Origin of the sequence: Kaistella haifensis DSM 19056 (assembly GCF_000735695.2) — a bacterium.
Taxonomy (GTDB): domain Bacteria; phylum Bacteroidota; class Bacteroidia; order Flavobacteriales; family Weeksellaceae; genus Kaistella; species Kaistella haifensis.
This window is the reverse complement of record NZ_JASZ02000010.1, coordinates 63,459-78,367: the sequence shown is the minus strand read 5'-3', so window position 1 is coordinate 78,367 and position 14,909 is coordinate 63,459. Positions and strand designations below refer to the sequence as shown.

The 14,909-nt window shown below is 37.1% G+C and carries 14 protein-coding genes and 3 pseudogenes; 11 read left to right on the top strand and 6 right to left on the bottom strand.

What is annotated here, in order from left to right; genetic code table 11:
* Nucleotides 1–194, bottom strand: a pseudogene (locus tag AP75_RS14535) (IS982 family transposase); the annotation flags it as partial.
* A 149-nt stretch (nt 195–343) separates the two neighbouring features.
* On the opposite strand from AP75_RS14535, the gene AP75_RS06350 reads away from it, so the two are divergent.
* The 3 genes and pseudogenes from AP75_RS06350 to AP75_RS06340 all read left to right on the top strand — a co-directional run bounded on the left by AP75_RS06350 (nt 344) and on the right by AP75_RS06340 (nt 2,010).
* Nucleotides 344–1,039 carry a VIT1/CCC1 transporter family protein gene (locus tag AP75_RS06350; protein WP_031504527.1) on the top strand — a complete coding sequence of 232 codons (696 nt, stop codon included), beginning with the start codon at nt 344–346 and terminating at the stop codon, nt 1,037–1,039.
* Nucleotides 1,040–1,102: 63 nt separating this feature from the next.
* Nucleotides 1,103–1,267, top strand: a pseudogene (locus AP75_RS06345) (quinone-dependent dihydroorotate dehydrogenase); the annotation flags it as partial.
* 77 nt (nt 1,268–1,344) lie between these two features.
* Nucleotides 1,345–2,010, top strand: a complete 666-nt coding sequence (locus AP75_RS06340; RefSeq protein WP_317043834.1) for an REP-associated tyrosine transposase — start codon at nt 1,345–1,347, stop codon at nt 2,008–2,010.
* Here AP75_RS06340 and AP75_RS06335 read toward each other — a convergent pair.
* A pseudogene (locus AP75_RS06335) lies at nt 1,949–2,503 on the bottom strand (IS982 family transposase); the annotation flags it as partial. The gene AP75_RS06340 and the pseudogene AP75_RS06335 sit on opposite strands and share 62 nt — an antisense overlap.
* A 63-nt stretch (nt 2,504–2,566) precedes the next feature.
* Between AP75_RS06335 and AP75_RS06330 the strand changes: the two are divergent.
* From AP75_RS06330 to AP75_RS06305, 6 genes are all read left to right on the top strand, one after another.
* Complete coding sequence (locus AP75_RS06330) at nt 2,567–3,205, top strand: HdeD family acid-resistance protein (protein ID WP_031503809.1); 639 nt, start codon at nt 2,567–2,569, stop codon at nt 3,203–3,205.
* Nucleotides 3,206–3,335: 130 nt separating this feature from the next.
* Nucleotides 3,336–4,079 (top strand): 3-oxoacyl-[acyl-carrier-protein] reductase, encoded by a 744-nt coding sequence (gene fabG, locus AP75_RS06325; RefSeq protein ID WP_031503811.1) that lies wholly within the window; start codon nt 3,336–3,338, stop codon nt 4,077–4,079.
* Nucleotides 4,080–4,257: 178 nt separating this feature from the next.
* Complete coding sequence (locus AP75_RS06320) at nt 4,258–5,007, top strand: (Fe-S)-binding protein (protein ID WP_031503813.1); 750 nt, start codon at nt 4,258–4,260, stop codon at nt 5,005–5,007.
* 12 nt (nt 5,008–5,019) lie between these two features.
* Complete coding sequence (locus AP75_RS06315; RefSeq protein WP_031503815.1) at nt 5,020–6,405, top strand: lactate utilization protein B; 1,386 nt, start codon at nt 5,020–5,022, stop codon at nt 6,403–6,405.
* On the top strand, nt 6,398–6,991 hold the full coding sequence (locus AP75_RS06310) for a LutC/YkgG family protein (RefSeq protein WP_088263895.1): 594 nt from the start codon (nt 6,398–6,400) through the stop codon (nt 6,989–6,991). Before AP75_RS06315 ends, AP75_RS06310 begins: the two co-directional genes overlap by 8 nt.
* 1 nt (nt 6,992) lies before the next feature.
* The gene (locus tag AP75_RS06305; RefSeq protein ID WP_031503833.1) at nt 6,993–7,565 is read left to right on the top strand and encodes a 5'-methylthioadenosine/S-adenosylhomocysteine nucleosidase family protein; all 573 of its coding nucleotides are present in this window, start codon (nt 6,993–6,995) and stop codon (nt 7,563–7,565) included.
* A gap of 35 nt (nt 7,566–7,600) precedes the next feature.
* On the opposite strand, the gene AP75_RS06300 is transcribed toward AP75_RS06305, so the two are convergent.
* The 4 genes from AP75_RS06300 to surE form a co-directional block, all read right to left on the bottom strand.
* Nucleotides 7,601–8,089 carry a type II toxin-antitoxin system death-on-curing family toxin gene (locus AP75_RS06300; protein WP_051872686.1) on the bottom strand — a complete coding sequence of 163 codons (489 nt, stop codon included), beginning with the start codon at nt 8,087–8,089 and terminating at the stop codon, nt 7,601–7,603.
* Entirely contained in the window at nt 8,089–9,114 is a 1,026-nt protein-coding gene (locus AP75_RS06295) for a DNA-binding protein (RefSeq protein WP_088263893.1), read from the bottom strand. Before AP75_RS06295 ends, AP75_RS06300 begins: the two co-directional genes overlap by 1 nt.
* 226 nt (nt 9,115–9,340) lie before the next feature.
* The gene (locus AP75_RS06290; RefSeq protein ID WP_031503819.1) at nt 9,341–10,381 is read right to left on the bottom strand and encodes a GMP reductase; all 1,041 of its coding nucleotides are present in this window, start codon (nt 10,379–10,381) and stop codon (nt 9,341–9,343) included.
* A gap of 401 nt (nt 10,382–10,782) precedes the next feature.
* Complete coding sequence (gene surE / locus AP75_RS06285) at nt 10,783–11,547, bottom strand: 5'/3'-nucleotidase SurE (protein WP_031503821.1); 765 nt, start codon at nt 11,545–11,547, stop codon at nt 10,783–10,785.
* A gap of 136 nt (nt 11,548–11,683) precedes the next feature.
* Between surE and AP75_RS06280 the strand changes: the two genes are divergently transcribed.
* Together AP75_RS06280 and AP75_RS06275 are read left to right on the top strand one after the other, a co-directional pair.
* Nucleotides 11,684–13,804: a carboxy terminal-processing peptidase gene (locus AP75_RS06280; RefSeq protein WP_088263891.1), complete on the top strand. Its 2,121-nt coding sequence runs from the start codon at nt 11,684–11,686 to the stop codon at nt 13,802–13,804.
* 210 nt (nt 13,805–14,014) lie between these two features.
* Nucleotides 14,015–14,746, top strand: a complete 732-nt coding sequence (locus AP75_RS06275; protein ID WP_242589772.1) for an alpha/beta hydrolase — start codon at nt 14,015–14,017, stop codon at nt 14,744–14,746.
* The last annotated feature ends 163 nt before the right edge of the window (nt 14,747–14,909 follow it).

Genomic DNA, 14,909 nt, shown 5'->3' with positions numbered 1-14,909 from the left:
AGTTTTGAATTTGAAAGATATCTAAATAACTGATATTCTGAATCTAATGATAAATATTCTGCAGAAATATTTATGGCAATAAGTTCTAAATCACTCAATTTTGGTTTAATAGGTTTAAAATAAAAATTTTCATTTAAGGTTAATTTTCTTAATTCATTTAAAATAAAATCGTAAATTGCATCTAGGTTATTCATAGTGTATTCGATTGGTAGTCAATACAATATACGATTTTTTTTTCGTATTATGAATAACCTTTTATAATGCACTACGAGTAATCATGATAAAGCTTTATCCGAAGCATTTTTGATTAGAAATTTTTATCATTGTAAAATAGTTAGAAACCATGAAACATCCTTTGGAGAAACACTATGTTAACAGAGTTGGCTGGCTTAGAGCCGCCGTTTTGGGCGCTAATGACGGTCTGTTGTCAACCACAAGTATTGTGATAGGCGTGGCAGCAGCAGATCCTACACGACACGCGATTTTTTTAGCAGCACTTGCCGGGACCATTGCCGGTGCAATGTCTATGGCTGCAGGAGAGTATGTTTCTGTCAGCTCACAGGCTGATACAGAAAATGCCGATATAGCAAGGGAGAAAAAGGAATTGGCGGAAATGCCGGAACAAGAGCTGCTGGAACTGGCTAAAATCTATGAAAGACGCGGCGTTTCTAAAGAAACTGCTTTGTTGGTGGCTAAAGAGCTTTCTGACCACGATGCATTGGATGCCCATGCAAAAGATGAGTTGGGAATCAGCGAGATAACAGTGGCAAAACCTTTGCAGGCTGCTGTCGCTTCTTTCTTCTCCTTTATTTCCGGAGCTGCTTTGCCGCTTTTGGTTGCCATTTTTGCACCGGTAAAAGATATGGTGTACTTACAATATGGCTTTTCCATTATTTTTCTGATGTTTCTGGGCGCTATAGTCGCGAAAACCGGAGGGTCCAACGTCACCAAAGGAATGCTGAGAATCTGTTTCTGGGGAACGGTCGCCATGCTTGTGTCCGCATTGATTGGACACCTCTTTGGTGTTAATGTGCATTAAAAGAGATAGTCAATTGTTTAATTTGTCAAGTAAACATCGCTATTTTTGTGAAACTTTTCTCCAATGTACAAAAGCCTGATCCGTCCGATTCTTTTCAAATTCGACCCAGAAGAAGTTCATCATTTTACATTTTCTGTTCTGAAGAATTTCGGATTTATAGCCAAATTAATTTTACCAAAACCAATTGAAGATAAACGTCTTGAACGTGAAGTTTTCGGATTGAAATTCCCCGCTACCGCACGATTATATCGTGTGGCTTTTCCTTTCAAAACCGGTTAAAATTTTTATCTTTATAAAAACATACGATGATGAGCCGGAACTATAAATTCCACAATCCGGAAGGTCTTTACTTTATAAGTTTCGCAGTGGTAGGCTGGCTGGATGTGTTTACTAGAAATGAGTATAAAGATTTATTTTTGGATAGTCTAAGATTTTGTCAAAAAGAAAAAGGGTTTGAAATCCATGCCTGGTGTATCATGTCCAGCCATGTTCAGTTGGTTTTCAGGAGTATAAAAGGACAAAAGCCAGAATTGCTGATTGGCGATTTGAAAAGGTATACCAGTAAATCTATCGTAAAAGCGATAGAAGAAAATCCACGGGAGAGCAGAAAACAATTTTTATTAGAATTTTTTAAAAAAGAAGGTGCGAAAAGTTCTAATGTTACTCATTATCAGTTTTGGCGACATGATAATAAACCCATTGAATTATGGAGCAACCGTGTCATTAAGCAGAAAATTGATTATGTGCATCAGAATCCAGTTGAAGCGGGATTGGTGTACAAAGCACAAGATTATATTTATAGCAGCGCAAGAGATTATGCAGATGAGAAAGGACTTTTGGATGATATATGCTGTTTAGGATGTTTGACTTCTAGAAAGGGTCACACGATGCAATCGTGCGACAGCGGGGGCAATTGTTTATTTGATGCTTTATGTCTTGCAAAAAATGGATATCATGAATGCTTGCAGTAGAAATATCAAAACTTTGAAATATTCCTGAAACAGAACATATAGCGTGTAATTTGTAACCATAATAATAACTCGATTGAGAAGCACAATATCCTTTGCTTGGAAATGAAAATTCATCTTCTTTACAGATTTTAGAGCGGTTTGCTCTTGCGTTTTTGCAAATTTCTAAAAGCATTGAATCTACAATAAAAATGCTTTCAATATCATGAAATCTATCAACCATAATCTTTCTGATATTTTCCATATGCAAGAAGAGTTTTCTTTTCCTGCGATTATAAACACTTCTTTCTATCATTCCTTTTAGTTTTGAATTTGAAAGATATCTAAATAACTGATATTCTGAATCTAATGATAAATATTCTGCAGAAATATTTATGGCAATAAGTTCTAAATCACTCAATTTTGGTTTAATAGGTTTAAAATAAAGATTTTCATTTAAGGTTAATTTTCTTAATTCATTTAAAATAAAATCGTAAATTGCATCTAGGTTATTCATACGTATTATGAATAACCTTTTATAATGCACTACGAGTTAATCTAATTTCAAAAACATATTATTATGGGAACAACATTTTTTAAAACTATCAAAAACACAGTTAAGCATTGGTATTTACCTTTAATTGTAGGTATTTTACTGGTGATTATGGGATTGTACATGTTTAGCATTCCACTAGCCACTTACCTGTCTCTGGTGATGTTTTTCAGTGCGTCATTTTTGGTTTTCGGGATTATGGAACTTGTGTTTGCAATACAAAACAAGGATAATCTGGACAATTGGGGCTGGTATCTGGTAGGTGCTTTGCTGGATCTTTTTGTAGGGATTATATTATTTTTTCAGCCGCAGGTGGCATTTGTTGCTTTGCCCTATTTTGTTGGATTTTCATTGATGTTCCGTTCTGTACAGGGGATTGGTTTTGCCTTTGATCTCAAAAGCTATGGCGTTTTGCAGTGGGGGAATCTGGCGCTGATCAGTTTTCTTGGCCTTATCGGGTCTGTTATTCTTATTCTTAATCCTGTTTTAGCCGGAATTTCTCTGGTTGTTATAACAGCTGTGGCATTTATTTTTTCAGGTATCTCTGCAATAATTCTTGCATTCAATCTCAAAAAACTGAAAAACTATCCAAACAAAATCAGCAAAGAGTTGAAAGACAAAATTGAATCACTTAAAAATGAATATCTTAATGAACTTAATAAATAAAACTTTTTCATAGGCATATTTATATTTTTTCTGAAGTCATGCACAATCGCCTCTTCAGGGGTGATTGGTTTCCAAATCATGGCGATTTCATATATTTGTCTTTTAAAGATTAATTTATCTAACATTTCAAATGGGATTATTACAAGGTAAAGTTGCCATCATTACAGGCGCAACAAGAGGTATCGGGAAAGGTATTGCAGAAGTTTTTGCCAAAGAAGGCGCAAAAATAGCATTCACCTACGCTGGTTCTGTTGAAAAAGCTAAAGAATTAGAATCAGAATTAAGTAATACTACAGAAATCAAAGGCTATCAGTCCGATGCGTCGGATTATGATGCTGCCCAAAAGCTGGTAGAAGATGTATTGGCAGAGTTTGGGACGATTGATATTCTGGTAAACAATGCCGGGATTACCAGAGATAATCTGATGTTAAGAATGTCCAAAGACGATTGGGATACGATTATCAAAGTTAATTTGGATTCTGTTTTTAACCTGACCAAAGCGGTTATCAAGCCAATGATGAAGGCCAAATCGGGCTCAATTATCAATATGACTTCTGTAGTAGGCGTTAAAGGGAATGCCGGGCAGGCCAATTATGCGGCTTCTAAAGCTGGTGTTATTGGTTTTTCTAAGTCGATTGCATTAGAATTAGGATCCAGAAATATCCGTTGCAATGCCGTGGCACCAGGTTTTATAGAAACCGAAATGACGGCCGCCCTTGATGAGAAAACCGTACAGGGATGGAGAGATGGTATCCCATTGAAACGGGGTGGACAGCCGGAAGACGTGGCTAATGCCTGCGTTTTCTTAGCAAGTAATATGTCTTCCTACATCACCGGCCAGGTTCTGAATGTTGACGGCGGAATGCTGACATAATAGAATTTAATATTCAATAAAAAAGACTTTTGATTTCAAAAGTCTTTTTTATTGTCTTAATGCCAGGTAAATTATTTTTACTCAATATAAATAACCTCTCGTATAGGCTTTTTTCATCCTAAGCCTAATCAGGAAAAGAAGAAATAGTGCTAATTTAGAGTTTCTATAAAATTTTGTAATGAAAGTAGCACTCTTTATCCCCTGTTATATAGATCTGATTTACCCCAAAGTCGGTATTGCCACACTTGAGCTTTTGGAGCGATTGGGCGTAGAGGTCACAGTACCTTTGCAGCAGACTTGTTGTGGACAGCCTATGGCCAATGAGGGCGATCAGAAACATTCTATAAGGACAGAAACTCAGTTTTGTGAAAATTTTAAGGATTTGAATTTTGATTATATCGTTGGGCCGGCAGGGAGTTGTGTCAAGCACGTCAAGCTCCATATGGATGCAATTCCTCAAACCGAAACTGTTACAGAAATCCGTCACAAAACTATAGAATTAGTAGAGTTTTTACACGATGTTCTCAAGATAGAAGAATTCCCCTGGGCAGATTTCCAGCATACGGTGGCTATCCATAATTCCTGCAGTTCTATCCGCGGCTTACACATTGCATCCCGTTTTGAGTGGCAGGAACCTTACTTTAATAAAACCGAAGATCTGTTAAAGAAGGTGTCAGGAGTTAAAGTAGAAACGATTGACAGGCCACAAGAATGCTGTGGCTTTGGTGGGACGTTTTGTGTAACCGATGAAGCGGTGAGTGCCAAGATGGGGCAGGACAAAGTTGCTGATTATACAAGACATCAGGTCGAGTATGTAGTTTCGCCGGATATGTCTTGCCTGATGCATCAGGAAGGCATTGCCAAAAGAGAAAAATCAGACCTCAAATTTGTACATATTGCTCAGGTTTTGAATAACGGACCATTCTAAAAATCACAAACAATGGGAAAAGTAAACGTAGAAGATAACGCCCGCAAGTTCATCAAGCAGGATGATGTTCACGAGGCTCAACACGATAAAAATCTTTATAATACTATCATTAAACGTAGTAAAGTATCCTCTGAGATTCCGGAATGGGAAGAGCTTAGAAATCTGGCTTCGCAAATCAAAGAACATACGCTGACGCATTTGGATCACTACATTGAACAGTTTGCAACAAAAGCCGAGGAAAATGGTATCACTGTTCATTTTGCAAAAGATGCCGATGAACATAATGCTATTGTTTTTGATATTTTGAATTCTCACGGCGCAAAGCGCATCATCAAAAGCAAATCGATGCTGCAGGAAGAATGCGGGATGACACCTTTTCTTGAAGAAAGAGGAATTGATGTCCTGGAGACTGATCTGGGTGAACGAATCCAGCAACTATCGGACGAGCGCCCAAGTCATATTGTAATGCCTGCCATCCAAAAAACGACAGAAGATATTGCCAAACTATTTGCAGATAAAATTGGTACGGATCCCAACGATGATGATCCGCATTCTCTCGCAGAAGCAATGAGGAACAATGCCCGGCCCAAATTTTTGGTGGCAGATGCCGGGATGACAGGCGCCAATTTTGCCGTTGCCGAAACCGGTACTTTTGTAGTCTGTACTAATGAAGGTAATGCCGATCTTACTGCAAGCATTCCACCGCTTCATATTGCAAGTATTGGTATAGAAAAGATCCTGCCGAAGGTAGAAGATCTGGGTGTTTTTATCAGACTACTTTCCCGCAGTGCTTTAGGGACGCCGGCAACGCAGTATACTTCTCATTTTTCAGGCCCAAGAGAAGGATCTGAGATGCACATTGTACTCACAGATAATGGTAGGAGCAAACGATTGTCTATGGACAAATTCTGGCATTCTCTCAAATGTATCCGTTGTGGTGCCTGTATGAATACCTGCCCGGTGTACAGAAGGAGTGGCGGATTGTCTTATGGTGCTACTTATTCCGGCCCGATTGGGATTATTCTGGATCCTACTTTTGATGAAGACACCTATTCAGAATTACCTTTCCATTCATCGCTTTGCGGCTCCTGTACAGAGATCTGCCCCGTTCATATTAATATTTCGGACCAGATTATCGAGTGGCGAAAAGTGATGATGGAGAAAAAGAAAACACCTTTTGGCAGAAGGCTGGCATTTGCTGCTGCCGACAGATTGCTGGGCAGTGCAACTGCTTTTAAAATGATGGAAAAGACCACTTACAATATGCTGAATATTCTCCCAAAATCTCTATTGGAAAACAGCACGTTGGATCCTTGGGTAGAAGACCGTGAATTGCCTGACGTGAAAAAAGAAACCTTCAGAGACTGGTACAAAAAAAACCGAAAAAACAATGACTAAAGAAGAATTACTGAGTTCGGTAAGAAGCAATCTTGCTAACCGCGAAAAAGTGGATTATCCCGCCATCCCGGATTATAAAAAGCCAGGGACAGATCTTAAAGCTGTTTTTGAAATTAACGCCAAAATTGCTGCCGTCGATTTTTATGATGTCGCATCTGTAGAAGAAGCGCAGGAAATTATGCGAAAAAAGCTTCCTGATGCTAAGGTCACTTGCTCTGCAACGCCTGAATGGAGAGGGAATAAAGATATACACGTGCAAAAGCCCGCGGATCTTAATGATGTGGATTTGGGTATTTTCCGTGCAGAGTTTGGTGTGGCGGAGATGGGAATGGTCTGGGTCACCGAAAAATCTCTGGTTACCAATTCATTAGGTTATTTATCTCAACACCTCGCTGTTTTGCTGGATCCTGAAGATTTGACCGAAAATATGCATACCGCCTACAAAAGAGTAGATTTTCCACACGCACATTATGGCTGTTTTGTGATGGGGCCATCTGCAACAGCGGACATCAGCGCCGTTTTGGTACACGGTGCACAGGGCGCACGGACATTGACTTTGTTCTTTCTGAAAAAACCTGTGCCCTAAAATGACAATTAACGGAAAGCTTTACAGCAACATCCTTTTGGTTTTTGCTCTGGAATCAGAAGCCGGAAAAGAATTTGAGAGTTTTAATAAATTGTTTGTTGGTGTAGGAAAAATTAAAGCGACTTATCATCTTGTAAAAGCCATTCAAAAATCTAAGCCAGATCTCATAATCAATTTGGGAACAGCAGGAAGTACAGTTTTTGACAGAGGAACTATTGTTAACTGCAACCGTTTTATCCAGCGGGATATGGATGTAAGAGCATTGGGTTTTAAGAAATTTGAGACGCCATTTTCTGATGAACCAATTCTTTTGGAATATGGAATTAAAACAAGCCATCTCCCGAACGGGATCTGTGGTTCCGGCGACCAATTCGAAATGGAACATAATAACCCCGAATACAACGTTATTGATATGGAAGCCTTTGCACTTGCGAAAGTCGCCGAGCAGGAACAAATCGATTTTCTGTGTTTGAAATATATTTCTGATGGAGCAGACGGAAATGCTGCTACTGATTGGACACAAGAAGTCAAAAAAGCTTCAATCGCATTAAAAAGAGAACTAGATAATCTTTAATAAAAAACCAGCCTAATTTGGCTGGTTTTCTCTTATTAGTATAAATCCCAGAGAGCATTGTTATCGGCTAGGTCTCCGTTAATATTTTTGTTCGCTTCATTTAAAGCATCAAAAATTTTCAATTTTAAAATTTCATCATAATCATCGTCATAGATTAATGATGTTATTATGTTATGTAGAAGTTCTTTACTAATGATATTATCAGCAACAGCAACAGCGATATTTTCCATTTCACGAATAAACTTAGTCACAATGTTCCCTAAACCATTTGTTTGTAAGAAAAAAGCACCTAATGCAATTGATGTTCGCTTATTACCATCATTGAATGCATGAAATTTATTAAAGCAAAATACTAAATGCGTAAGTTTATCTTCAATATATGGATAGTATAAATCATTTTGAATATGATGTAAAGGACTTTCGATATTACCTAAATCTTTTATACCCCCGTGTCCTCCTGAGATTTCTAATATTTTATCGTGTATTTTAATAGCGAATTCTTTAGGAAAATAAAGTAATATCATTATCTATCTTTTAGTCTTTTAAAAACATCTTGATTTTCTTCTAAACGTTGTTCTATAGTCATACTTTGTTCTCCTAGGAACTTTTCAAAATCATCTTCTGATACCTCTTTTATGTAGTCGCCTAATTTTTCATGTAAGGCATCTCTAAATACTAAATCTCTACTAGCCATTTTACTTCTAGCATCTTGAATAGAAGCGAACATCATTCTTTCTGCTCTTGCAGAAAAATCATTAAAAAGCGAATGTGCCTCTGTTAGGTTTAATTTTCTTCCTTTTTTATTATAACAATCTTCTAATTCAACGGCAAAAGCATTTTCATAATCGGATATAATTCTTAAAATTTCGGTATAAAAAGTTGAGCGGACACTTTGTTTAGTATTCAATCTGAGAATTTTTTTATACTCACTTGCATTTTCTTTAAAAATACTTTTATAAACCTTGTCGGTTAGTTGTGAATATTTAAAATTATTTTTTTCAATATAATGGTCGATAGCGTTTGTAAATTTCTTTCTATAGTCAAATTCGTCCATCGCTGCAAAGATGTACTGTTCTTCTCTTTGATTTATGTACTTTGTATGACCTTGTGCTTTATTGTTTAATACATCTATAACGATATCCAAAATAAGAGAACGAATTTGTCTAGCTCTTTCAGAATCAGTTAATAACATTCCGAAATTCAATAATGCTTTAAATGTAAAAATACCCAGGGAAGGAGCTTTACTTAACTCTTCTTTGTAGTAAGGATTAATTATTTTAATAAATTCATCTTTAAATTCTCTTAATCTGCTACCGGTTAGTACTTCATATCCATTTGAAATTATTTCGTCTTCATTATTTTCTAACACCCTTTCAATTGTTCTAACGTCTACCTCAAAAAATTCTGCAAGCTGTTGTTTTGTATAACGATATTTTTTTTCAAGAAGAACTCCAGGAAAGCTAACAGCCTTATATATTTCAGGTATAGCTATATTGTTATTTAGAACATTTTTCCGTTCAATAGGCGAGTTTGTTAAATCTCTTTTCATATTGCTTATTTTTATGTCTCCGACATCGATGTCGGAGACATAGGGTTTTTCAGGTTTAACTTATTGATATTTAGGTTTTTAATTAGAGGGTTTTTTCTTAATTAAAAAGTGATGTTAATTTTTTAACTACTTGAAAAGCAGTTTTATAGGGTAAAAAGCTATTATTTTACTAAAATTAATCAGCAAGATAATCATCATTGCTTATGTGAAAGATTTGCTTCAAATATTATCCGTTAAAAACCTGATTCTCTTGTTCTTGAACTCGGATAAAAGTTGTTCGCTTAGAAAGTTCTTTCAACTTTGATGCACCAACATAAGTACACGTTGAACGAACGCCACCTAAAATATCTTTTACAGTATCCGCAACTGGACCTTTGTAAGGAACTTTCACGGTTTTTCCTTCGGAAGCGCGGTATTCGGCAACTCCCCCGGAATGTTTATCCATCGCAGTTTGAGAGCTCATTCCGTAGAAAAGTCTGAATTTTTTTCCATTTTCTTCGATGATTTCGCCGCCGCTTTCATCGTGTCCGGCAAACATTCCGCCGAGCATCACAAAATCGGCACCGCCACCAAAAGCTTTAGCTACATCGCCCGGAATTTTGCAACCACCGTCGCCTATGATTTGACCGCCTAAACCGTGCGCCGCATCAGCACATTCTATAATTGCGGAAAGCTGAGGATAACCAACACCTGTTTTTACACGAGTCGTACACACCGATCCGGGACCAATTCCTACTTTGATGATATCAGCGCCAGCCAAAATCAATTCTTCGACCATTTCGCCTGTTACTACATTTCCGGCAATAATGGTTTGGGATGGAAAATTCTTTCTGGCGTTTTTCACAAACTCTACGAAATGTTCGGAATATCCGTTGGCGACGTCAATACAGAGGAATTGAATTTTCGGATGTTGATCAATAATTTTTTTTATTTTCTCCTCGTCTGCTTTTCCGGTTCCGGTGCTCAAAGCGATGTATTCATAAATAGAATCGGGCTGATTATTGAGAAATTCTGCCCATTCTTCCGGACTGTAATGCTTGTGAACAGCGGTCATGATTTGATCTTTGGCAAGTGCTTCTGCCATTTCAAAAGTTCCCACGGTATCCATATTCGCAGCGATAATGGGTACGCCGGTCCATTTTTTCTTGGAGTTTACGAAGGTGAAATTTCTTGCCAAGCATACCTGTGATCTACTTTTCAGAGTTGACCTTTTCGGGCGGATCATCACATCCTTAAAACCCAGTTTTATTTCGTTTTCTATACGCATTGTGCTGATTTTTACAAAACGAAGTTAAGGGAAATAATTGTGTTTTTGAAGAGATTAAAGGTGCAGAAAGGAAAAATACTGATTATTAAAGAAAAAGTCCGACCGTTTACACCTTGCACTTTCTTTCTAAGTTCATTTTATATAACTCCAATATAAGTCCATTATAAGTCCAATAAAACATTGGAGAAATAATGCTGTTATAATGGATTTTTATTGAAGATACTTCGAAGTTGATACGAAACTGATTCCAAGCAATAGGGGTTTTGTGATGGAGGATGCACCGATAATTGGATGTTTTACAAAACAAAACCTCCAGTTTCTTTGGGTCGAAACAGGAGGTGTGGCTGTCTTTTGCAGCGATTTTTAATGGATTTTTGCGTGTTATGAAAAGCGGAGGTCGCTTATTCCATAATTCCTTTTAATTGATCGAGGTAATCATAAGCGGTTAAATCAAATTTTACCGGAACAATAGAGATATATCCTTCTGATAATGCTACTTCATCTGCATTTTCGCTGGTGTCCATATTGTTGAAATAACCGGTAAGCCAGTAGTATTTTTTGCCGTGTGGGTTGATTCTTTCATCGAAGCTTTCTTCCCATTTTGCGTAGGCTTGTTTGCAAACTCGGATTCCTTTAATCTCAGAGGAATTAAGTTTCGGAATATTCACATTAAGTACAACACCTTTAGGCATTGGGTTTTCCAGAACTTTCTTTACAATATCCTGAATATGGGTTTTCGCTTCCTTGAAATTGGCGTCCCAAGAGAAATCTAAAAGTGAGAAACCAATGGCTTGTAGACCTTCTACACCGGCTTCCACAGCAGCACTCATCGTTCCGGAATAAATAACATTGATGGAAGAATTGGCTCCATGGTTAATTCCCGATACCACGAGATCGGGTTTTCTGGTGAGGATTTTATCGAGGGCAAATTTCACACAATCAACAGGAGTTCCGCTCAGCGAATAATCTTTTTGCGGGCCTTCCAGATTGATTTCTTCGAAGGTTAGGGTAGAATTGATGGTAATTGCGTGGCCTTTTCCGCTTTGTGGGGAGTTCGGCGCTACTACCACTACTTCGCCAATTTCATTCATAAATTCTACCAGGTTTCGGATTCCCGGCGCGGTGATTCCATCATCATTGGTCACCAATATCAACGGTCTTTGCATATAATTATAGGGTTTCAACAAATTTACTTAAAAAAATAGTGTACAAATAATAATAAGGTATTAATTTTGATACTTTGTAAAATCCCGTAACAAAACCCAGAAATCCTAAACAAATTAAGTTATTTATATCAATTCTATGTTCAAAAAATTAAAACTCAATACTTTATTGCTTTTCATCCCGCTTACCAGCTTGGTGTTCTGCTTTAATTCTCCTAAAAATGATGACGAAAAAATGTCGACGATTATGGTGAGTGTTAAAAATACACTCAGCTATCTGCATTATTCGCCAAAACCTATTAATGATGCTTATTCGGAGGAAGTTTATAAACATTTTTTCGAATCTGTAGATGCTTCCAAAAGATATTTCCTGCAATCGGATATGAATGAATTCAGTAAACACCGAACTAAATTAGACGATTACCTGAACCAAGGTCATCTTACCTTCTATAAATTGACCGTTGATCGTCTTTACCAAAGAGTAGATGAGATCGATAAAATCACCCAAGATATTCTCAGCAAACCCATCAATCTAGAAGAGGATGAAACCTTGATATTGGATCCTAAACTAAAGAAATATCCTGCCAACTCGAAGGAACTTTCCGAAGAGTGGAAAAAATACATCAAATACAATATTCTTCAAGAAATGGAATCGCTTACTGCAAAGGAAGAAATGCAGAAAGAGAAAAAAGATTCTGTACAGAAATTTCAGTTGAAAGATACCATTAAACTAGAAATCCTCACACCCGAACAAAAAAGAATCAAAGCAACCGCTGAGGTGAAAGATCTGGTGACAGATACTTTTAGAAGATTCAAAAAGAGAAACAAAATGGATTGGTTTACCGTGTATATGAACGCCTATACCGAAGTTTTCGATCCACATACCAACTATTATTCCCCGAAAAACAAAGAAGATTTCGACACTCAGTTTACCGGAAAAGTAATCGGAATTGGCGCAATTATCCAGGAGAAAAAAGGATATCTATACTTGGGAGCACTTACAATTGGAGCGCCTGCATGGAAATCAAAACAGCTATCTGAAGGAGATAAAATTTTGAAAGTTCGCTCCAAACCCAATGAAGATCCTGTAAATGTTGTTGGAATGCTTTCCGATGAAGCAGTTCGTTTGATTCGGGGTGAAAAAGGCACGAAAGTTACTTTAACGGTTGAGAAAAAAGACAAAACCATCAAGGAAGTTACCTTGATTCGTGAAGAAGTAGCCATCGAAGATACTTTTGCCCGAAGCATCATCGTAAATTCTGCGGATGGAAAAAAATACGGATTCATCAATTTACCAAGCTTTAATGCCGATTTTGAAGATTCAAAAGGTAGAAATGCTTCTGATGACATTAAAAATGAATTGATAAAACTGAAAGCTCAAAACGTTGAGGGAATAATCCTGGATCTTAGAAACAATGGTGGTGGAAGTTTAACCGAAGTGGGAGACATTATGGGACTGTTCATGAACGCAGGTCCTTACGTTCAGGTGAAAGATGGAAACGGGAAAATTCAAACCTTAAAAAATAAAACCAACGCGCCACTTTGGACAGGCCCATTGGTGATCATGCAAAACGAACTTTCCGCGTCTGCATCCGAAATTTTGGCAGGTGCAATGCAGGATTACGGAAGAGCAGTAATTATCGGTTCGCCACAATCTTTCGGGAAAGGTACCGTACAAACGTTTGTTGATCTTAACAGATTTTTAAATACCAATGACGATTTCGGTTCTTTGAAACTGACGATTCAGAAATTTTACAGAATCACCGGAGAATCTACCCAAAGAAAAGGGATTGAATCCGATATTAAAATGAAAGATTTCTTCACTTATGCCGAAATTGGTGAACGTTACGACGAGTATGCTTTGCCTTGGGACAAAATTCCTGCAGTGGCCTATCAACCCGTAAATTATTTCTCAGTTGCTGCATTGCAAAAAAGAGTCGAAACCCGATTGCTCAACAACAAAACCTATCAATTGGTGCAGGAATCTGCTCAGTGGAAAGAAAATTTGGATAAAGAAGAAAGCATTTCTTTAAAACTAAGCAAATTCAATGAAGTGATGAAAACCCGAAAAGCTCAAATTGAAAAATTCAAAGCTTTAGATAAATTTAATAATGGGCTTAAATTCACTTTAAATCCTGATGAGGTCATCAGAGCAAAAAAGGATGAAGCTTTCGCTAAAAAGTCCGAGAACTGGAAGAAAAACCTCCAGCGCGACCTGTATATTCAGGAAGCAGTTACAGTTATTGGAGAAATGAAATAGTGTAATAAATAATACAAAGTAAGACCATCGGATTTTTTCCGGTGGTTTTTTTTTGCCGTTCAGTCTTGGAAATTTACAGCTCGGTGAGAATTTATTTGACCTGAATTTCATAGAATTTATCTTTGAAGTATAATTTAAAAATAACAGCAATTTATGAAAACTAAACTATTATTTCTCTTTTTGATTTTTTCAACAATGTGTTTCTCGCAATTGGATAACAAATTTTATCAGCCAAGCAAAACAATGAAACCCATTGAAAATTTAAATTTTACTGAATTTAAAATCCCGGTAGAAAACGATACTATTTCCGGAGTCTTCATTAAACCCAATGGTTTTCCTAAGGCCACTATTTTGTTTTTTCACGGTGCAGCAGGAAATGTTTCTACTTATACATTTATGACAAAGCCATTAGTAGAGGCAGGTTATCAGGTTTTAATGATTGATTTTCGCGGATACGGAAAATCTTCAGGAAGTCCGACTCATAAAAACATTGAAAGTGACGGCCAGAAATTTTTAGAATATGCCTTGTCACTCGAACAAACCAAAGGAAAACCGGTCATTATTTATGGTGCTTCAATGGGAAGCCAAATCGCTACACACTTAACCAAAAGCAATCAGAAGACGATAGATGCTCTTGTTTTGGACGGCTGTATTTCTTCATTCAGCGATGTTGCGAGTCATTTTGCGCCGGATTATGCAAGCTTTTTGAAAACAATTCCGTTTCTTTATTCTGCGAAAGAGGATATTAAAGAGATTGTGATACCGAAATTATTTATTCACAGCGAAGGAGATCAAACGATTCCTTTGGAAGAAGGACAAATGGTTTTCGACAACGCTTCGATGCCAAAAACATTCCTTAAATATGAGGGCGATCATTTGGAAGCGATGCTGAAAATCAAGCAGGAGGTTATTAAAAATATGGATGCATTGCTAATGAAATAGAGCAGTTTACGTTTCAGAACAGAAAAACAGCCATTCAGTGATAAAAACTTTTATTTACCTTTAATCACCGTTACATTTGTACAACAATTTAATGAAATGTATAGAAGACTTTATATCTCGTGTATTTGGATTATCATTATTTGTACTATAATATTTGGTGTTA